The 18,803-nt window shown below is 59.8% G+C and carries 18 protein-coding genes; 9 read left to right on the forward strand and 9 right to left on the reverse strand.

What is annotated here, in order from left to right; genetic code table 11:
• Positions 1–213 precede the first annotated feature (213 nt).
• A complete protein-coding gene (ilvD, locus tag CLR77_RS12125; RefSeq protein WP_097460899.1) occupies positions 214–2,049 on the forward strand; it encodes a dihydroxy-acid dehydratase in 1,836 nt (611 codons plus the stop codon).
• 246 nt (positions 2,050–2,295) lie between these two features.
• On the opposite strand, the gene paaK is transcribed toward ilvD, so the two are convergent.
• The 5 genes from paaK to paaG all read right to left on the reverse strand — a co-directional run bounded on the left by paaK (position 2,296) and on the right by paaG (position 7,684).
• The gene (gene paaK / locus CLR77_RS12130) at positions 2,296–3,609 is read right to left on the reverse strand and encodes a phenylacetate--CoA ligase PaaK (protein ID WP_097460900.1); all 1,314 of its coding nucleotides are present in this window, start codon (positions 3,607–3,609) and stop codon (positions 2,296–2,298) included.
• Positions 3,610–3,703: 94 nt separating this feature from the next.
• Positions 3,704–4,909 (reverse strand): 3-oxoadipyl-CoA thiolase, encoded by a 1,206-nt coding sequence (gene pcaF, locus CLR77_RS12135; RefSeq protein ID WP_097460901.1) that lies wholly within the window; start codon positions 4,907–4,909, stop codon positions 3,704–3,706.
• A 2-nt stretch (positions 4,910–4,911) separates the two neighbouring features.
• Positions 4,912–5,361 (reverse strand): hydroxyphenylacetyl-CoA thioesterase PaaI, encoded by a 450-nt coding sequence (gene paaI / locus CLR77_RS12140; protein ID WP_227519898.1) that lies wholly within the window; start codon positions 5,359–5,361, stop codon positions 4,912–4,914.
• Positions 5,354–6,889 carry a 3-hydroxyacyl-CoA dehydrogenase PaaH gene (gene paaH, locus CLR77_RS12145; protein WP_406564953.1) on the reverse strand — a complete coding sequence of 512 codons (1,536 nt, stop codon included), beginning with the start codon at positions 6,887–6,889 and terminating at the stop codon, positions 5,354–5,356. The genes paaI and paaH overlap by 8 nt, the downstream gene beginning before the upstream one ends.
• Positions 6,890–6,892: 3 nt before the next feature.
• A complete protein-coding gene (gene paaG / locus CLR77_RS12150; protein ID WP_097460902.1) occupies positions 6,893–7,684 on the reverse strand; it encodes a 2-(1,2-epoxy-1,2-dihydrophenyl)acetyl-CoA isomerase PaaG in 792 nt (263 codons plus the stop codon).
• Between the two features lie 377 nt (positions 7,685–8,061).
• Between paaG and paaY the strand changes: the two genes are divergently transcribed.
• Positions 8,062–8,658 carry a phenylacetic acid degradation protein PaaY gene (gene paaY / locus CLR77_RS12155; protein ID WP_097460903.1) on the forward strand — a complete coding sequence of 199 codons (597 nt, stop codon included), beginning with the start codon at positions 8,062–8,064 and terminating at the stop codon, positions 8,656–8,658.
• 2 nt (positions 8,659–8,660) lie between these two features.
• Here the strand turns inward: paaY and paaX are convergent, their stop codons facing one another.
• Both paaX and CLR77_RS12165 read right to left on the reverse strand, forming a co-directional pair.
• Positions 8,661–9,608 (reverse strand): phenylacetic acid degradation operon negative regulatory protein PaaX, encoded by a 948-nt coding sequence (gene paaX / locus CLR77_RS12160; protein ID WP_097460904.1) that lies wholly within the window; start codon positions 9,606–9,608, stop codon positions 8,661–8,663.
• 17 nt (positions 9,609–9,625) lie between these two features.
• Positions 9,626–9,811: a hypothetical protein gene (locus CLR77_RS12165; RefSeq protein WP_143269412.1), complete on the reverse strand. Its 186-nt coding sequence runs from the start codon at positions 9,809–9,811 to the stop codon at positions 9,626–9,628.
• 264 nt (positions 9,812–10,075) lie between these two features.
• Between CLR77_RS12165 and paaA the strand changes: the two genes are divergently transcribed.
• From paaA to paaZ, 6 genes are read left to right on the forward strand one after another with little or no spacing between them, the layout of a single operon-like run.
• Positions 10,076–11,068: a 1,2-phenylacetyl-CoA epoxidase subunit PaaA gene (paaA, locus tag CLR77_RS12170; RefSeq protein WP_097460906.1), complete on the forward strand. Its 993-nt coding sequence runs from the start codon at positions 10,076–10,078 to the stop codon at positions 11,066–11,068.
• 13 nt (positions 11,069–11,081) lie between these two features.
• Positions 11,082–11,363, forward strand: a complete 282-nt coding sequence (paaB, locus tag CLR77_RS12175) for a 1,2-phenylacetyl-CoA epoxidase subunit PaaB (RefSeq protein ID WP_097460907.1) — start codon at positions 11,082–11,084, stop codon at positions 11,361–11,363.
• Between the two features lie 11 nt (positions 11,364–11,374).
• Positions 11,375–12,136, forward strand: a complete 762-nt coding sequence (gene paaC / locus CLR77_RS12180; RefSeq protein ID WP_097460908.1) for a 1,2-phenylacetyl-CoA epoxidase subunit PaaC — start codon at positions 11,375–11,377, stop codon at positions 12,134–12,136.
• A complete protein-coding gene (gene paaD / locus CLR77_RS12185; protein ID WP_097460909.1) occupies positions 12,123–12,656 on the forward strand; it encodes a 1,2-phenylacetyl-CoA epoxidase subunit PaaD in 534 nt (177 codons plus the stop codon). The genes paaC and paaD overlap by 14 nt, the downstream gene beginning before the upstream one ends.
• A 57-nt stretch (positions 12,657–12,713) precedes the next feature.
• Entirely contained in the window at positions 12,714–13,787 is a 1,074-nt protein-coding gene (paaE, locus tag CLR77_RS12190) for a 1,2-phenylacetyl-CoA epoxidase subunit PaaE (RefSeq protein WP_097460910.1), read from the forward strand.
• Between the two features lie 32 nt (positions 13,788–13,819).
• Positions 13,820–15,862, forward strand: coding sequence for a phenylacetic acid degradation bifunctional protein PaaZ (gene paaZ / locus CLR77_RS12195; RefSeq protein WP_097460911.1), 2,043 nt, complete (start codon positions 13,820–13,822; stop codon positions 15,860–15,862).
• A 121-nt stretch (positions 15,863–15,983) separates the two neighbouring features.
• Here the strand turns inward: paaZ and CLR77_RS12200 are convergent, their stop codons facing one another.
• Both CLR77_RS12200 and CLR77_RS12205 read right to left on the reverse strand, forming a co-directional pair.
• Positions 15,984–17,420, reverse strand: a complete 1,437-nt coding sequence (locus tag CLR77_RS12200; RefSeq protein ID WP_097460912.1) for an ATP-binding protein — start codon at positions 17,418–17,420, stop codon at positions 15,984–15,986.
• A gap of 3 nt (positions 17,421–17,423) precedes the next feature.
• Positions 17,424–18,152: a response regulator gene (locus CLR77_RS12205; protein WP_097460913.1), complete on the reverse strand. Its 729-nt coding sequence runs from the start codon at positions 18,150–18,152 to the stop codon at positions 17,424–17,426.
• A gap of 245 nt (positions 18,153–18,397) precedes the next feature.
• On the opposite strand from CLR77_RS12205, the gene CLR77_RS12210 reads away from it, so the two are divergent.
• Positions 18,398–18,790: a hypothetical protein gene (locus tag CLR77_RS12210; protein ID WP_097460914.1), complete on the forward strand. Its 393-nt coding sequence runs from the start codon at positions 18,398–18,400 to the stop codon at positions 18,788–18,790.
• The last annotated feature ends 13 nt before the right edge of the window (positions 18,791–18,803 follow it).

An 18,803-nucleotide genomic window follows, 5' to 3' on the forward strand; every position in this document is an offset into this window, starting at 1 on the left:
AACATCGCTGAATACGCCTATCTGCTATTTCGCAGGACTTCAGTCTTAGCCGGCCGACGTATCTTGCCGCTCTTCCGTTGAGGATTGCCTGCATCCTTGGCGGCACTCAAAAACCCGGCGGAATCGGACCAGCTCAGCGGATAGACGTATTCAGCGGCGCCCATGCACCGAATTTGAACCCGAACGAATCTGACCCCGAAGAGAAACGACGCCATGCCACAGTATCGATCACGCACGACCACCCAGGGACGCAACATGGCCGGCGCGCGCGCACTCTGGCGCGCCACAGGCATGAAGAACGAGGATTTCGACAAGCCGATTATTGCCGTTGCCAACTCGTTCACCCAGTTCGTTCCCGGCCACGTCCACCTCAAGGATCTGGGACAGCTGGTCTGCCGCGAGATCGAAAAGGCCGGTGGCGTCGCCAAGGAATTCAATACCATCGCCGTGGACGACGGTATCGCAATGGGTCATGACGGTATGCTGTATTCACTGCCGTCCCGCGAACTGATTGCCGATTCGGTCGAGTACATGGTCAATGCACACTGCGCCGACGCCCTGGTGTGCATTTCCAACTGCGACAAGATCACCCCGGGCATGCTGATGGCCGCTTTGCGCCTGAACATCCCGGCCATTTTCGTGTCCGGCGGCCCGATGGAAGCCGGTAAGACCAAGCTGTCCGACCACAAGCTGGATCTGGTCGATGCCATGGTGATTGCCGCGGACGCCAACGCCAGCGACGAGCAGGTCGCCGAATACGAGCGCAGCGCCTGCCCCACCTGTGGTTCCTGCTCGGGCATGTTCACCGCCAACTCCATGAACTGTCTCACTGAAGCCCTGGGCCTTTCGTTGCCGGGGAACGGCACCATGCTGGCCACCCATGCTGACCGCGAAGCCCTGTTCCTGCAGGCCGGGCGCCAGATCGTTACCAACGCCCGCCGGTACTACGAGGAAGAGGACGACAGCGTTTTGCCGCGCAATATCGCATCGCGGCGCGCCATGGAAAATGCCATGACCCTGGACATCGCCATGGGCGGCTCCACCAACACCATCCTGCACTTGCTGGCGGCTGCCCAGGAAGCAGAGGTGGACTTCACCATGCAGGATATCGACGCCCTGTCCCGCAGCGTGCCGCAGCTTTGCAAGGTCGCGCCCAACAGCCCCAAATACCATATGGAAGACGTGCACCGTGCCGGCGGCATCATGGGCATTCTGGGCGAACTGGACCGTGCCGGTCTGCTTAAAAGCGACTGCCCGACCGTACACAGCCCGACGCTCGGCGATGCCCTGAACCAGTGGGATATCATGCGCCAGCCGACACCGGAAGTGATCGAATTCTTCAAGGCCGGTCCGGCCGGTATCCCGACCCAGCAGGCCTTCAGCCAGTCTACCCGCTGGCCGAGCCTGGACGGCGACCGCGCCAACGGCTGTATCCGTTCGCTGGAGCATGCCTACTCCCGGGAAGGCGGCCTGGCCGTGCTTCGCGGCAATATCGCCGAAGACGGCTGTGTGGTGAAAACGGCAGGGGTCGACGATTCGATCCTGGTCTTCGAAGGTTCGGCCCGGATTTTCGAGAGTCAGGACGCTGCGGTTAAAGGCATCCTGAACGACGAAGTGAAGGAAGGCGATGTGGTAGTAATCCGCTACGAGGGTCCGAAAGGTGGTCCCGGCATGCAGGAAATGCTCTATCCCACCAGTTACCTGAAGTCCAAGGGACTCGGCAAGGCCTGCGCCCTGATGACCGACGGACGCTTCTCCGGCGGCACTTCCGGCCTGTCGATCGGCCACGTATCACCGGAAGCCGCCGCGGGTGGCGCCATTGGCCTGGTTCAGGAAGGTGACCGGATCCGGATCGACATTCCCAACCGCTCCATCGATGTCCTTGTGGACGAAGCTACCCTGGCCGCCCGCCGTGCAGAGCAGGACAAACTCGGCTGGAAACCGGCGCAGCCGCGCGAACGCAAGGTGTCGGCGGCACTCAAAGCCTATGCATTGCTGGCAACCAGTGCCGACCGCGGTGGGGTTCGGGATTTGAGTAAGCTGGACTGAGGCCGAGTTGGCCGGGCGTTTTCGCGCCGGCCTCCTTTCCCCCTCTCCCTAACCCTCTCCCGCCAGGGGAGAGGGAACCTGCTCCGGGCTCACTCAACTGTTGAGGTATGGTCTCCCCTCGCCCCTGGTGGGAGAGGGGCCGGGGGAGAGGGGGGAAAGCCTCCCCGCAAACCATAAAAAAGCCGGGAAGTTCTCACTCCCCGGCTTTTTCTTAGGTCCCTTTTGCCTGAAGTCCCTTACAGCAGACTATTCCTTCCGCAAATCGAACACGTGCTTGGCCTTACCCTCGGAACGGGCCAAGGAACCGGCGTTGTGCACCTCAACATCACAGGAAATACCGATACAGGACTTGATATGGTGGCGCAGCTCCTTCACCAAATGCCCACGCTTGTCTTCTCCTGCATCGCTGGCTTCCGGCTTCAACTCGACCCGGACCTTGATGCTGTCCAGATGGCCTTTGCGGCTCACTTCGATTTCATAATGCGGCGCAAAGGCCGGCATTTTCAGCACCTGCTCCTCAATCTGGGTCGGGAAGACATTGACACCGCGAATGATCAGCATGTCGTCGCTACGACCGGTGATCTTGTCGATCCGGCGCATGGGACGGGCGCTACCCGGTAGCAAGCGGGTCAGGTCGCGAGTGCGGTAGCGTATGACCGGCAACGCTTCCTTGGTCAGTGTGGTGAAGACCAACTCACCGTATTCGCCATCCGGCAGGACTTCACCGGTTTCAGGATTGATGATTTCCGGATAGAAGTGATCTTCCCAGATGGTGGGACCATCTTTGGTCTCGATGCATTCCATGCCAACACCAGGCCCCATTACCTCAGAAAGCCCATAGATATCCAGCGCATGAATGCCGAGCCGGTTTTCCAGCTCTGTCCGCATGGTGCCGGTCCAGGGTTCGGCCCCGAAGATACCGATACGCAGGCTGGTATCGCGCGGGCTAATGCCCTGCCGCTCCATTTCGTCGGCAATATTGAGCATATAGGACGGCGTCACCATGATGATTTCAGGCTGAAAATCCATAATCAGCTGGACCTGCTTCTCCGTCTGTCCGCCTGACATGGGGATGACCGTGCAACCCAACCGCTCGGCACCGTAATGCGCACCGAGACCACCCGTGAACAGGCCATAACCATAAGCCACGTGCACCTTGTCTCCGGGGTGGCCTCCACCGGCACGGATCGAACGCGCGACCACATCGGCCCAGTTGTCGATATCCTTTTGGGTATAGGCAACCACGGTCGGTTTTCCGGTCGTACCACTTGAAGCATGGACCCGGACCACGTCCCGCATCGGCGTCGCCACCATACCGAACGGATAATTCTCCCGCAGGTCATTCTTTGCGGTGAAGGGGAACAGACTCAGGTCGCTCAATTGCTTAAGGTCAAACGGATGCACCCCGGCCTTATCAAACGCTTTCCGGTAAAAAGGAACGTTGTTATAGGCGTGTGCCAGGCTCCAGCGCATCCGCTCGAGCTGCAGGTGGCGCAGTTCTTCGGTACTGGCGGTTTCAATGGCTTCGAGCCGGTTCTGAACATTCACAGGCGTAGTCATAACCACTCCACTTGTTTTTGTGTGGTCGATCACTTGATCTCACTGTCAGGCCAGACCTGACCGTTCACAGGGACGCCCCGTGCGTCCCGGCCCCTCAAAGGCGTTCGATCACCATAGCGATACCCTGCCCCACGCCAATGCACATGGTACATAGCGCGTAACGTCCCTGCCGGACTTCCAGCTCATGCAGAGCCGTCGTCACCAGGCGAGCGCCGCTCATGCCCAGCGGATGCCCCAAGGCGATGGCACCACCGTTGGGATTCACCCGGGCATCGTCATCGGCCAGCCCCAGCTGACGCGTCACTGCCAGCGATTGCGCCGCAAAGGCTTCATTCAGTTCAATGACATCCATATCCGCCAGCGTCAAGCCGGTCAACTGCAACACCTTGAGTGTCGCCGGTGCCGGCCCGATTCCCATGATACGAGGTTCAACACCGGCCGTGGCCATGCCCACTACCCGTGCCCGCGGCTTGAGGTCGAAGCGATTCGCCGTCGCTTCCGATCCCAGCAACAGGGCACAGGCACCATCGTTGACACCGGAGGCATTGCCAGCGGTCACACTGCCGCCCTGACGGAACGGCGCTGGCAAGCGGGCCAGTTTTTCCAGCGTGGTGTCAGCGCGCGGGTGCTCGTCCTGATCGACGATCAACGGATCGCCCTTTCGCTGGGGAATCCGTACCGCCACGATTTCCTGTGCCAGACGACCGGAAGCCTGTGCCGCGGCGGTCTTCTGCTGGCTGCGCAGTGCAAAGGCGTCCTGGTCTTCCCGGGAAATCGAAAACTGCTCGGCAACGTTCTCCGCCGTTTCCGGCATGGAGTCGATGCCATAACGCTCCTTCATGATGCGGTTGACGAAACGCCAACCAATCGTTGTATCGAACATATTGGCCGAACGCCCAAAGGCTTCGGTCGACTTGCCCACAACGAACGGCGCCCTGGACATAGACTCCACACCACCCGCAATCACGAGCTGGTTTTCACCGGTTCGAATGGCACGGGCCGCCATACCGATCGCATCCATCCCCGACCCGCACAGACGGTTGACGGTACTGCCCGGCACTGAGACCGGCAGGCCCGCCAGTAACGCCGACATCCGTGCCACGTTGCGATTGTCCTCACCCGCCTGGTTGGCGCAGCCGTAGATGACATCATCCACCTGTGCCCAATCCACGTGAGGATTCCGCTCCATCAGTGTTTGCATGGGAATAGCACCGAGATCGTCGGCACGCACGGCCGACAAGGCGCCGCCATAACGGCCGATAGGCGTACGAATGGCATCAAAGATATAGGCGTCGGACATGATTAAATTTCCTCTCGAATAACGGGACCACGAACCTGATAGGACTTGCCACGGAACAGGGCAACCAGATCTCCCAACTGGTTCTCGACACGGACGTCGTAAACCCCGGTGCGACCGTTACGGGAACGCTCTTCCGCCGTCGCGGTCAGAACATCGCCGAGCTTGGCCGGCGCGATGTAATCGATACTGCACCCCGACGCGACAGTCGCCGCATTCTGGGAATTACAGGCAAAGGCAAACGCGGAATCCGCCAGGGTGAACATATAGCCGCCATGACAGGTATCGTGCCCCTGCAACATTTCCTCGGTGACCGTCATACGCAGTACAGAAACACCCGGAGCCATACGCAGTATCTGCATCCCCAGATGACGGGTGGCGCGATCGCGCTCGAACAGGGCGGCAGCACAGCGCTCGGCCAACTCCTGGGGACTCAATTCAGACACATCAGACATCAAGTGTTCCTCCGGAAAAAACGGTTTTTCTCAGCAGCAGCGAAGGTCGGTAACGATCCTCGCCATAGGCATCCTCCAAATGACGCAGACAGCGGAATACCGCCTCCACGCCAAGACGCGTAGCCCACTCGAGCGGCCCAGCCGGGTAATTCACACCAAAGCGCATGGCCGAATCCGCATCGGCAGCGGAGCAAACGTCCTGATGCACCGCGTCGGCAGCCTCGTTGGCAAGCATGCAAACCGTACGCATGACCAACAGGCCCGGGTGATCTTCAATGACGGAAACTTCAATACCGGCTGCCTGGAACAAGCCGGTAACGGCCTGCCGGGAAGCCTCATCGGTCATGGGAGAATAGGTCACCGCCAGACGCCGGCAGTTGGCGTAATCGAGGGCCAGGTCGAACAGGGCCAACCTGGGCGTACCCTGGGTCACGCTTCGCTCGGCGGCAAGCCGGCCATCGGTCAGGGCCAGCGCCAGGCTACCAATCCGAATAAGACCTGCACCGGCGCGTTCGACAACGTTCACGCCAGCCGCACGCCAGCGCGCAATCAAGGGTGAGGCTACGCCAAGGCTGCCTTCGACGACGATGGTGCCGGGCCTATCGCAGGCGGGTTCAGTCTTGGGCTGAGGCGTTTCGGCCCCTTCGCGGTAATCGTAGAAGCCGCGGCCGTTCTTGCGGCCAAGCCGGTTGCCATTGACCAGTTCGAGCTGCAACAACGAGGGCTGAAAACGTGTATCGCCGTAGTAAGCATCAAATACGGAACGTGTAACCGCATAATTGACGTCGTGACCAATCAGGTCCATCAATTCGAAGGGGCCCATACGAAAGCCGCCAGCTTCGCGCATCACGGCATCCAGCGTCGCCAGATCCGTCGCGCCTTCCTCAATGGCACGCAGGCCTTCTGCATAAAACGGTCGCGCCACGCGGTTAACGATAAATCCCGGCGTCGAACGGGTGAAGACCGGCTGTTTGCCCCAGGCGCTTGCCGTGGCATGGATGCACGCCGCCACCGCCTCAGAGGTATCCAGCCCCTTAACCACTTCCACCAGTTTCATAATCGGTGCCGGGTTAAAGAAATGCATGCCAACCAGACGCTGGGGATGATCCAGAGCACTGGCGATAGCCGTCACGGAAATGGAAGAGGTATTGGTGGCAAGCAACGTATCGGGGCCACACAGGGATTCCAGTTCACGAAACAGCGCCTGTTTCACATCCAGACGTTCGACAATGGCCTCGATGACCAATGTCGCTGGACTCAGATCGGACAGACTCTGTGCCGGACGCAGGCGCTGCAGAATACGGTCTCGCTCGTCTGCCGCCAGTTTCCCTCTGCCGACCAGCTTCTCCAGCCCCGCAGCCGTGGCGGCAAGCGCCTTTTCCACCGTTTCACGCTGCTGATCGAACAGCAACACCTCATGGCCATACTGGGCCGCTACCTGGGCAATGCCCGCGCCCATGGTGCCGGCACCCACAACCGCCACGACGGCCTGACGCGACAACGCGTCACCCGCTGTCATTTCGTGCATGGGCTACTCGCCTTTGAAAGTGGGTTGCCGTTTTTCGAAAAAGGCGGTTACACCTTCACGATAGTCTTCGGTTCGCCCTGCCGCGCGCTGCATATCCCTTTCAAGATCGAGCTGGGCATCCAGGCTATTGGACGGTGACGCATTGAGCGCCTGTTTGATGTAGGCCAGCCCTCGGGTGGGCTGCGTTGCCAGGTGAGCAGCCAGCTTTTCGGCCGCCGGCATCAGTTCCGCATCGTCCACACATTGCCAGATCATGCCCCAGGCCTCAGCCTGTTCGGCAGGAACCGCTTCGCCCAACATTGCCAGTGCCGTTGCCCGCGCACGCCCCACCAGGCGCGGCAGTACCCAGGTGCCACCGGAATCAGGAACCAGACCGATCTTGGCAAACGCCTGGACGAACTTCGCCGAACGACCGGCAATAACGATGTCACAAGCCAGCGCGATGTTTGCGCCGGCACCCGCCGCCACACCATTCACAGCACAGACAACCGGCATGGGAAGCTCACGCAATGCACGAATCAGGGGGTTGTAATACGTCTCAAGCGAGTAGCCCAGATCCGGCATATCGGCATCCGGCGCCACATTGCGATCCGCCAGATCCTGGCCCGCACAGAACCCGCGGCCGTTAGCACCGATCAGAAGCGCACGCACACTGCCATCTTCCCTGATCAGCCTTAATGCCTCGGCCACCTCTTCGTGCATTTGCTGGTTAAAGCTGTTGAGACGATCGGGCCGGTTGAAGATCAGCCTGGCCACGCCCCCGGCAGAACTGAACTGAATGGTGGAGAAGTCCATAGGCAAGGTCCCGTACTGGAAGGATTTTATTGTTGCGAGAAGACTCGCTCCTCGCAGCCATTGCCGCAACAATGGCAAAACAGGCACCTAATGCGATTTTCACACATCATGGGTGCATTCCAGTATATCCATTTTATGACACAGCTCAATACACCAAAAAAACTTTTCTGTATCCTTTTAATCCCCAAAGGCCCAACAACATCAATGCCATCAGCAATTTTTAACATTTATTTCAATAGCCTAAGAAATCACACACAGAAGAACAGAAACAGGTAACTGTCACATCAGCTATTAACAGTATTTTTTTTAGGTTATATTTTCATGAGTTTACCCGAAGCATCAGGGGCAAAAATCACCCCAGACAACGGACAGCCACCATGACCTGTTATCGCATTGACGGCATTACCCCCGTCGTCCACCCCGACGCCTTCGTTCACCCCGACGCCATACTGATCGGCGATGTTATCGTTGGCCCCGACTGCTATGTCGGACCGGCTGCCTGCCTGCGCGGCGACTTCGGCAGGATCATTCTCGAGCGCGGCGCCAACATTCAGGACACCTGCGTTATGCACGGGTTTCCAGGCTCGGACACGGTCATCGAGGAGGACGGTCACATTGGTCATGGCGCCGTACTGCACGGCTGCCGTATTGGGCGAAATGTGCTGGTGGGAATGAATTCGGTAGTAATGGACAATGCTGTGATCGGGGAAGCATCGATCGTTGCCGCCATGTCATTCGTCAAGGCCGGTTTCAACTGCCCGCCGCGCTCGTTGGTGGCCGGCTCGCCAGCCACCGTGAAGCGCACCCTGGAAGACAAGGAAATCGATTGGAAAAGCCGGGGGACAAAAGAATATCAGGTGCTGGCCAAACGCAGCCTGGCGACCATGGAGGCCTGCCAACCCCTCACAGAAGTGGAAACAGACCGCCAGCGCCTACCGGCCAGCGATCTCAAACCCAAAGACAAAAACGCCTGATCTCAAGCCAACCCGCCAAAACGCTTGTGAAAGCCAGGATGCGGCGCCGGTAGAGGGCCTTCTGCCGTTTCGAGCTGTTCACTCATCCACTGCTCGGCACCGTCGCAGGTCAGGCGATACAGATTACGGCAGAGCTGCCGGGCAGCCCGGCCTTCCCAGTCGGATGGCAACAGCTCTTCGGGCAACAGGGGATCGCGCAACAGCACCTTGCGGTACTCATGGATCAGGAGAATTCGGGCCAGGAAACACTCCTCCGGGTCCAGCGCATCGCGGGTGCGCATCTCGTTCCACAGCGGACGAAACTGTTCCAGGAAATCCTGATAGCTGGCAGACAGCTGATCGAGATTCCAGGCCTCCCTTACCAGCAGTCGCAGCGGCCGGGAAGCAAAACGCTCCTGTGCTGTCGTATCCAGCAGGATAACGTCATCCAGCACATTCATATCCTGCAACTGGGTGACCACATCGGACTTGTCCACGGTGGGGTGAGCCATGATCGTCGGCGCAAAAGCCCCGAACCCCATCCACTCCAGCTCATCCCGCACAGACTTCCGTCGTTCTACCGACACCTGGTTCAGAATCGCCATGGTCCAGGCGCCCTCCCAGTCCGGCTGGGATGCGGCATAGACCCGTTTGAACGCCTGCTCAAAGCGACGCCGCCCACTGGCGGTAAGACTGTAATAGCTGCGACGACCGACCTTATCCGTCAGTAACCAGCCCTCGCGCACCAATCGAAAAACGGACGTCCGCACGAGTCGCTGACTGATCCCGAACGTTTCCAGCAACTGGATCAGGCTGCCCAGCCAGACCGTCCCTCCACGCGGTGCGATCGCATCACCATAGATGGTAATAATCAGGGAACCGGTTCGCAGCGGTCGCTGAGACTGAAATCGTTCAATCAACTCACCGAGATGACCCGTCGGCAGGACAGACTCTGTTTTTGCGCGCTTCATCCACTCAACTTCATTATTTAAAACTGCTGAAAAATCACGCCGCAGAAGACGCGACCGCCGGAGAGATTAGAGAAAAACCTGCGGCCAGACAAGCCACGCTCCAGCACCACACCCAAGCCCGAAACCCGGCTACAACCGCTGATATGATACAGAAATAGAAGCGTTAACCGCGACAACAGATATTCCTTTTTATTATCGGCCATCACACCATCACCAAACATCACCTCAATACTCAGCCAAAAGTAGCCTTATTAAAGGACAGAAATCGCGTCGCCGGGTGCAACAGGTTTTCCGAAACATCTGCGCACTTTTATGATACAAAAAAATGAACTTGATATTTTTAGTCGTATCATTTAAAAATAAAGAACTGGCATGTTGGGGTAGCACAGCCGCAGCCAAACACAGAATCACGCAATGAGCCGCCACCCACTTAAACAACAGGCGCGCTCTGCAAAGGAGACGACTTCATGTACGCACAACTCGTCGACACCGGCGTCAAACGCGTCAAATCACTCGATGAAATGACACCGGAAGAACGGGCATTCCAGGAAAAGGTCGATGCGGATATCAAAATCGAGCCTAAGAACTGGATGCCGGAGGGTTACAGACGCACCTTGATCCGCCAGATCTCCCAGCACGCCCACTCCGAAGTCGTCGGCATGCTGCCTGAGGGTAACTGGCTGACACGTGCACCCAGCCTGAAGCGGAAACTCCAGCTGATGGCCAAGATTCAGGACGAGGCCGGCCACGGGCTTTACTTGTACAGCGCGATGGAGACCCTGGGTGCGGACCGTGACGAGGAAATCGAAAAACTGCACGCCGGCAAGGTGAAGTATTCCAGCATTTTCAATTATCCGACCCTTAACTGGGCGGATATCGGTGCCATCGGCTGGCTGGTGGACGGTGCCGCCATCGTCAATCAGGTTGCCCTTCAGCGAACCTCCTATGGCCCTTACTCGAGAGCCATGATCCGCATCTGTAAGGAAGAGAGTTTCCACCAGCGCCAGGGCTACGACATCCTGCTCACCATGATGCGCGAGGGTAACGATGCGCAGAAAGCCATGGTGCAGGACGCCATCAACCGTTTCTGGTGGCCCTCGCTGATGATGTTCGGCCCGCACGATGCCGACTCGCCCAACAGCGCACAGTCCATGAGCTGGAAAATCAAACGTCATACGAATGACGAACTGCGCCAGCGATTCCTGGACCAGACGGTTCCGCAGTTGGAGTTCCTGGGCTGCACCGCACCGGACCCGGACCTGAAGTGGAATGAGAAAACCGGTCACTACGATTTTGGCCCGATCGACTGGGCAGAGTTCTATGCAGTGATTGCCGGCAACGGCCCCTGCAACCGCGAGCGCCTGGAAACCCGGCGCAATGCTATCGAAGACGGCCAATGGGTCCGTGAGGCGGCTACCGCCCATGCGGCCAAACGCGCCAAGAAACAGACAGCGGCCTGAAGGAGACCCGACCATGGCTGAGTGGACCCTTTTCGAAGTTTTCGTGCGCAGCAAGCACGGCCTGAATCACAAGCACGTTGGCAGCGTTCATGCCGCCGACGCGGAAATGGCACTGGAAAATGCCCGTGACCTTTACACCCGTCGTAACGAAGGTGTGAGCATCTGGGTGGTGCCTTCAGCAGCCATCACTGCCACGGCGAGCGATGAGAAAGAGCCTTTCTTCGATCCTTCCGAAGACAAAATCTACCGGCATGCCAGTTTCTACCAGCTGCCGAAAGAAGTGGATCAGATGTGAGGACGCGGTCAATGAGCCAACGTAATGATCTGGCGGAATACCTGCTGCGCCTCGGCGACAGTGCGCTGGTCACCGGCCAGCGGCTGTGTGAGTGGTGCGGCCGGGCGCCGGCGCTGGAAGAAGAGCTGGCGCTGATGAATGTGGGGCTGGACCTGATTGGTCAGGCCCGCGGCTGGTACGACTATGCCGCCGAACTTCTGGACGACGGTCGTAACGCCGATGCCCTCGCTTTCAAGCGAGAAGAACGCGATTTCCGTAACCTGCTGATCGTAGAACAGCCAAACGGCGACTATGCCATCACCACCTTGAAGCTGTTTTTCTACGATGCCTGGCATTTGCCGACACTGGAACAGTTGAGCGAATCCAGCGACGAACGCATTGCCGGTGTCGCGGGCAAGGCGCTGAAGGAAGCTCGTTACCATTTCAAGCGCTCCAGTGAGTGGGTTATCCGACTGGGCGACGGTACTGATGAAAGCCATCGCCGTATCTCGGACGCTGTCGATCGCCTCTGGCGCTATACGATCGAGATGGTCAACATCGATCCCCTGGAGCAGGAACTGGCGAAAACCGGTCTCGCGGCCGATCCGGCCTTTGTGGCTGAACAGTGGCAAGCGCGCGTGGCTAAGGTCTTCGAGGAAGCCACACTGAAGCTTCCCGAACCGGCGGTCCCCTTCTACCTGAATGGTCGCCAGGGACTGCACACTGAGCATCTTGGCCAGTTGCTGGCAGAGATGCAGTTCCTGCCAAGAGCCTATCCCGATGCTACCTGGTGATCTGATCGCCCGCGAATCGGCCTTCGACGAGCGTACGGCACAGGACCTTCCTGCCGCCTGGGACTGCCTGGGCCAGGTTATGGACCCGGAAGTTCCGGTGGTCAGTGTCGTCGACTTGGGCATGGTGCGAGATGTGGAGTGGGTCGACGACCACATCCGGGTGAAGGTCAGCCCGACCTATTCGGGCTGCCCGGCCACTGAGCTGATTGAACAGCTGATCGCCGAAGCCCTGATGGAAGCCGGCTTCCGGAACCCCCAGATTGAACGGGTTCTGGCGCCGGCCTGGACGACCGATTGGATCACCGAGCAGGGACGTGAGCATCTGCGAGCCTATGGCATTGCGCCCCCAGCGGGTAGCGGCAAACGCGCTCTGATCGACGCTGAGACTCCGGTCATTACCTGCCCGCATTGCGGAAGCCAGGATACCGAGGTCGTCAGCCAGTTTGGTTCAACGGCCTGCAAGGCGCTCTATCGCTGCCGCAGTTGCCAGGAACCCTTTGACTATTTCAAGTGCATCTAGGGGGCGCGAAGCCGCTCCCCAGACCGGCCAGAACCCCATTTACGGGAGAACACGAGGATGAATCACTTCCATACGCTGACCATTCGTGAGGTCCAGCCGGAGACCCGGGATGCCGTCTCCATAGCCTTCGACGTGCCCTCCGACCTGAAGGACACGTTCAAGTTCACCCAGGGACAGCACCTGGTAGTACGAGCCCAGCTCGACGGCGAGGAAGTCCGTCGCTCCTACTCCATCTGCACCGGTGTCGACGACGGCGAGCTGCGCATTGCGATCAAGCGTGTACCCGGCGGCGTCTTCTCCAACTATGCCGGTACCCAGTTGCAGGCCGGTGACGCCATGGAAGTCATGGCGCCGTCCGGACAGTTCTTCATCCAACTGGACCCTTCCCGGCAGGGACAGTACCTGGCCGTGGCAGCCGGCAGTGGTATCACGCCGATCCTGTCGATCATCAAAACCACCCTGGCGCGGGAACCGAACAGTCAGTTCACGTTGATTTACGGTAACCGCGCCACCTCCTCGACGATGTTCCGGGAAGCCCTGGAAGACCTGAAAAACACTTACATGGGTCGGTTCAACCTGATTTTCATGTTCAGCCGGGAGCAACAGGACATCGAGCTGTACAACGGCCGCATCGATGCTGAAAAGTGTGCCCAACTGTTCCGTCGCTGGATCGATGTGCCCAAGCTGGATGCCGCCTTTATCTGCGGACCTCAGGGCATGAGCGAAACGGTGCGCGATCAGCTCAAGGAATTCGGCCTGGCGCCGGAGCGCATCCATTTCGAACTGTTCGGTGTCGCTGGAGGCCCCCGTCGTCACCGGGCGGAGACACCGGCGAACGAAACCGGCGAGGCGACCAAGGTCACCATTATCAACGATGGCCGCGCCATCGAATTCGACCTGCCGCGCAACACGCAGAGCCTGCTGGATGCCGGTAAAGAACACGGTGCCGACCTGCCCTTCTCCTGCAAAGCGGGCGTTTGCTCGACCTGCAAGTGCAAGGTCATCGAAGGTGAAGTGGAGATGGACAGCAACTTTGCGCTGGAGGATTACGAGGTGGCTGCCGGTTACGTGCTGTCCTGCCAGTCCTATCCGGTCAGCGACAAAGTGGTTCTCGATTACGACCAACACTGACCGTCACCCACATACCAATAGGAAGGATTTTCATGTCAACGCTGCAAAGTTTCCTGGGTGGCCGCTGGATTGGCGAGCAAGCCGACAAACCGCTGCGGAGCGCCGTGAACGGCGACGTTGTCGCCCATACCCATGCCGAAACACCGGATTTTGCCGCTGCGGTGCGTTTTGCCCGTGAGCGAGGCGTTCCCGCATTGCTGGAACTGGATTTCCAGACACGCGCCCAGCGCCTGAAAGCCCTGGCGGCATACCTGCAGGAAAACAAGGAGAAGTTGTACGCCATCTCCGCCCACACCGGTGCAACCCGCGCCGACGGCTGGATCGATATCGAAGGCGGCTACGGAACCCTGTACGCCTATGCCAGCATGGGACGCCGTGAACTGCCCTCCGGCAACGTCGTTCACGAAGGCCCCGCCATGCAACTCGGTAAGGAAGGCCATTTTGCCGGCAGCCATATCCTGGTGCCGCGCCGGGGCGTGGCCGTCCATATCAATGCGTTCAACTTCCCGATCTGGGGCATGCTTGAGAAATTCGCGCCATCCTTCCTGGCGGGCATGCCTTGTATCGTCAAACCTGCCACGTCGACCTCCTATCTGACCGAAGCAGCCGTGCGCATGATGGAAGAGTCCGGTCTGTTGCCGGAAGGTGCCCTGCAACTGATTGTCGGTGGCACGGGTGACCTGCTCGACCACCTGGACGGTCAGGATATGGTGACCTTCACCGGCTCAGCCTCGACGGCGGCAAAACTGCGCGCCCATCCTGGCCTGATTGCCAACTCGGTACCGTTCAACGCCGAAGCGGATTCCCTGAACAGCGCCATCCTGGCGCCGGACGTCACTCCGGACGACGAGGAATTTGGCCTGTTCGTGCGCGAAGTGGCGCGGGAAATGACAGCTAAGGCCGGCCAGAAGTGTACCGCCATCCGCCGCGTCCTGGTGCCCCGCGACCGTCTCGATGCCGTCAGTAGCGCATTGCGCGAACGCCTGACCCGCATTGTGATCGGAGACCCTGCCGCGGAAGGCGTCAAGATGGGAGCACTGGCCTCCCACGATCAGGTGCGGGATGTGCAGGCACAGGTAGACCGCCTGTTGGAAACCTGCGAAGTGGTCTATGGCGCGGCAGACGGTTTCAAACCGGTGGGAGACAAGGCCAGTGAGGGCGCATTCTTCTGCCCCACACTGCTGTTGTGCAATCAGCCTCAATGCGAAGGCGGCGCTCACGATATCGAGGCCTTCGGGCCGATCAGCACCCTGATGCCCTATGACGATATCGAAGAAGCCGTGGCCCTGACCGCCAAAGGCAAAGGCAGCCTGGTCACCACCCTGGCCACCAAGGATCCGGCCATAGCCGCCAAAGTGATTCCGGCAGCCGCCGCCTACCATGGCCGCCTGCTGATCCTCGACCGGGAAGCCGCGAAGGAGTCCACCGGCCACGGTTCACCACTACCAATGCTGAAACATGGCGGCCCCGGACGTGCGGGAGGCGGTGAAGAGCTGGGCGGTATCCGTTCAGTCAAACATTACCTGCAGCGCACAGCGATTCAGGGTTCACCGACCATGCTGGGTGCAGTGACCGGCGAATATGTGCGCGGCGGTGCCGTGATCGAAACTGAAGTGCATCCGTTCCGCCGATACTTCGAAGACCTGGCCATCAGCGAGTCGCTGCTGACCCATCGGCGCACAGTGACCGAAGCGGATATCGTCAACTTCGGCTGCCTGTCGGGCGACCATTTCTACATGCATTTCGACGATATCGCGGCCCGGGAATCCCAGTTCGGTGCCCGTATCGCCCACGGCTACTTCGTGCTGTCGGCGGCGGCCGGCCTGTTTGTCTCTCCGGCACCGGGTCCCGTGCTGGCCAACTACGGCCTGGAAACCCTGCGCTTCGTCAATCCTGTGCATATCGGCGACACCATTCAGGCTCGCCTGACCTGTAAGCGCAAGATCGATCAGGGCAAGGCCGCACCGGATGGTACGCCGCAAGGCGTGGTGGTCTGGGACGTGCAGGTGTTCAACCAGAACAGTGAACTGGTGGCCAGCTACGACATCCTGACCCTCGTGGCCAAGCACGGGTAACCTCCCTTTTACTCGCCGCCGGATCCGGCGGCGATTTTTTCGGTTCCCCTTGGGGGCGTCTGGGTACGTCCCCTTTTTTGTGCCGTCAATTCGGCCTGTCCCGCCACCCAGACCGCAACACTCAGGCGTTGACCTCAGTCGCCGGCAAGGTAACCCGCACCAGCAAGCCCGGCCCTGAAGGGCGGTTCAGCAATGTAATCTCACCGCCCATCTGCCGGATCAGGGTCCGCGCGATGGCCATGCCCAACCCGGCGCCACCGGTTTCACGGCTGCGGGAACCTTCCAGGCGCACAAAGGGTTCAAAGACACGCTCGCGATCCCCCTCGGCGATCCCCGGCCCCCTATCGGCGATTTCGATAACCAGTTGCCGGTTACGAGGCAACAGCATGACGTCAGCCTGTTCACCGTATTTGAGCGCATTGTCGATCAGGTTGCGCAGTGCGCGCTTCAAGGCATCGCCACGGACATCCACCAGACAGCGGCCCGGCCCCCGATAACCGACCTTGGCTCCGGCGTCGGCAAAGTCCGAACAGAGACTGTCGAGCAGGGCGTCGAGATCGAGGCGACGGGATTTCTCATGGCTGCTGCCACGCACGAAATCCAGCGTCTGTTCGGCCAGCGCGGCCATTTCCGACAGCGAATCCAGAAGCTTCTCCTTATCCTCGCTATCCGGCAGCAACTCTACCCTCAACCGCATACTGGTGATGGGCGTGCGCAAGTCATGGGACAGCGACGCCAGCAGCCGGGACCGGTCGTCGATAGCGCGGGACACCCGCTCCTGCATCTCGTTGAAGGCGTGGATGACCTCCCGGATATCGAGCGGCCCCCGTTCGCGGACCGGCTCAATCTCGCCGCGACCGAAACGTTCGGCTGCCTGACTCAGGTCCCGCATCGGCCGCAGGAGGCGACGAATGGCCAACGCCACGGTGAGCAGCAGGATGGCGGCCGTGGTCGACAGACTGATCATGCCTGCCTTGACCCACCAAAGCCCCGGACGGGGCGGCAGTGCCTGCACGTTAAACCAGCCGCCTCCCGGCAACGCCAATGCCACCCGCAGACTGGGCGCGCACTCAGCGCTGTGAGGGTGCGTATGCCAGTAGTCCTGAAGGCTGCGCAACGGCGGACGCTCATCATCGTCCCGGTGCCGCGGTCGCGGGTGATCCTCAATATGCTCATCGCCCTCGACGACAGGACAATGCTCTGACGGCGGGGTCAACTCGCTACGCACCCGCTCGGCCGGGATTCGCAACTCATGGGTCAACCAGGCAGAAATGTCGCCGGTCAGGTCCCGGGGCAGTACGGCATCCCCATCGACGGTCATGATCACGCGAGGGCTGGAGAGAGCCTCCATCACTTGAGGGCGTACAGCCGGCCGGCTCAGCTCAAGGACCGTATAGGCGTTGGCGATGCGGTGCAGCAAGCCCGACATCCCGGCCTCCCGCAGGGCTCCTCGCCCTTCATTGGCGAGAATCCACAGGGTGACGCCCTGGGCGACCAGCAGCGCCAGAATCAGCAGGAAAATCAATTGGGGCGCCGCCCGACGCGGTAATAAACGCATAGGTCAGTTCACTTCCTCGACATCGGCAATCCATTGGTAGCCACCACCCCATACGGTCTTGATCAACCGTGGGTTGCGGGTATCGCGCTCTATCTTGCGGCGCAGACGGCTCACCTGGTTGTCGATACTGCGGTCGAAAACCTGGGCATCACGTCCCTGGGTCAGGTCCAGCAGTTGATCACGCGAGAGAACATGGCCCGCGTGCTCCAGAAAGGCGATCAAGAGATTGTATTCGGCGGTGCTGAGCGACACCTCGACGCCATCGGGGTCGCATAACTCATGGCGATCCACGTCCAGTCGCCACCCATCGAAACGCAATTGCCGTCCAGCCAGACCGGCTCGTTGCGGCGGCAGTGCCTGAGCCCGGCGCAGCACGGCCTTGATCCGGGCCAGCAGCTCACGGGGATTGAAAGGCTTGGTGAGATAATCGTCGGCCCCCATCTCCAGACCGATGATGCGATCGGTATCCTCGCTCATGGCCGTCAACAGGATGACCGGCACAGCGGTGTGCTCGCGCAGATAACGGCAGAGGGTCAGCCCATCCTCTCCCGGCATCATGATGTCCAGCACCACCAGGTCGATACGCTGCTGACGCAGAACCTTGCGTAACGCCTCGCCGCTCTCCGCCAGGGACACGCGAAAGCCGTGCTCCCGCAAATAGCGCCCCAACAGATCGCGGATATCCCGATGATCGTCGACAACCAGAATGTGTGGGCTTTGGTCGGTACTCAATCGCTCTCTCCTGCGCGCCCTCAGCGGTACTCATGCCGGCTGGCAGACACGTCGTCTGGTGATGACTTCATTATAGGGGCTCCGCCATCGCCGCCGCTCGGTCACTGTGTAGCGAACTTTCACAGGGCCGCCCAACGACACATCTTGCGACAAATTTCCCCGGCAGCTGACACATTCTGCAGACAAGTCACCGTTTCAATGGAGGCTATCGCAAACAGCCATACACCACAGAAAGGACAGGTCCCATGAAACGTAAATTACTGCTTGCTTTTATCGCTACCACCACGCTGGCCGCGGCACCCTTTGTTGCCCAGGCGGAAAGCCGTCATCATGATGGCGACAGATGGGAACATCAAAGACCGGCCCCCTACGAGGCCCGCAAGCCTTACACCAAAGACGAAATCCAGATCATGGCCGACGCCCGCGCCCTGCGTATCATGGGCCCCGGCGCCAAAGCAAGCGTCAAAGCCACTGATCGCGGCACCTTCATGGTGGATGTGACGGATCCCAAGGGCCACTTGGTCCATGAAACCGAAGTCAACGTCTACGGCTTCCCGCTGCACGGTTTCGATCGCGACCACCGGGGTTACGACCGACACGATGACGACCGTGGCAAGGAGCGGAAGGATCGCAGCTGATTCAACCAATGAC

This window comes from Mangrovitalea sediminis (genome assembly GCF_002514725.1).
In the GTDB taxonomy this organism is placed as follows: Bacteria; Pseudomonadota; Gammaproteobacteria; order Pseudomonadales; family Oleiphilaceae; genus Mangrovitalea; species Mangrovitalea sediminis.

Excerpts from the sequence above, each read along its gene's own strand:
- ilvD (WP_097460899.1), top strand. The coding sequence starts at position 214 with ATGCCACAGTATCGATCACGCACGACCACCCAGGGACGCAACATGGCC.
- paaK (WP_097460900.1), bottom strand. The coding sequence starts at position 3,609 with ATGACTACGCCTGTGAATGTTCAGAACCGGCTCGAAGCCATTGAAACC.
- pcaF (WP_097460901.1), bottom strand. The coding sequence starts at position 4,909 with ATGTCCGACGCCTATATCTTTGATGCCATTCGTACGCCTATCGGCCGT.
- paaI (WP_227519898.1), bottom strand. The coding sequence starts at position 5,361 with ATGTCTGATGTGTCTGAATTGAGTCCCCAGGAGTTGGCCGAGCGCTGT.
- paaH (WP_406564953.1), bottom strand. The coding sequence starts at position 6,889 with ATGCACGAAATGACAGCGGGTGACGCGTTGTCGCGTCAGGCCGTCGTG.
- paaG (WP_097460902.1), bottom strand. The coding sequence starts at position 7,684 with ATGGACTTCTCCACCATTCAGTTCAGTTCTGCCGGGGGCGTGGCCAGG.
- paaY (WP_097460903.1), top strand. The coding sequence starts at position 8,062 with ATGACCTGTTATCGCATTGACGGCATTACCCCCGTCGTCCACCCCGAC.
- paaX (WP_097460904.1), bottom strand. The coding sequence starts at position 9,608 with ATGAAGCGCGCAAAAACAGAGTCTGTCCTGCCGACGGGTCATCTCGGT.
- CLR77_RS12165 (WP_143269412.1), bottom strand. The coding sequence starts at position 9,811 with ATGGCCGATAATAAAAAGGAATATCTGTTGTCGCGGTTAACGCTTCTA.
- paaA (WP_097460906.1), top strand. The coding sequence starts at position 10,076 with ATGTACGCACAACTCGTCGACACCGGCGTCAAACGCGTCAAATCACTC.
- paaB (WP_097460907.1), top strand. The coding sequence starts at position 11,082 with ATGGCTGAGTGGACCCTTTTCGAAGTTTTCGTGCGCAGCAAGCACGGC.
- paaC (WP_097460908.1), top strand. The coding sequence starts at position 11,375 with ATGAGCCAACGTAATGATCTGGCGGAATACCTGCTGCGCCTCGGCGAC.
- paaD (WP_097460909.1), top strand. The coding sequence starts at position 12,123 with ATGCTACCTGGTGATCTGATCGCCCGCGAATCGGCCTTCGACGAGCGT.
- paaE (WP_097460910.1), top strand. The coding sequence starts at position 12,714 with ATGAATCACTTCCATACGCTGACCATTCGTGAGGTCCAGCCGGAGACC.
- paaZ (WP_097460911.1), top strand. The coding sequence starts at position 13,820 with ATGTCAACGCTGCAAAGTTTCCTGGGTGGCCGCTGGATTGGCGAGCAA.
- CLR77_RS12200 (WP_097460912.1), bottom strand. The coding sequence starts at position 17,420 with ATGCGTTTATTACCGCGTCGGGCGGCGCCCCAATTGATTTTCCTGCTG.
- CLR77_RS12210 (WP_097460914.1), top strand. The coding sequence starts at position 18,398 with ATGAAACGTAAATTACTGCTTGCTTTTATCGCTACCACCACGCTGGCC.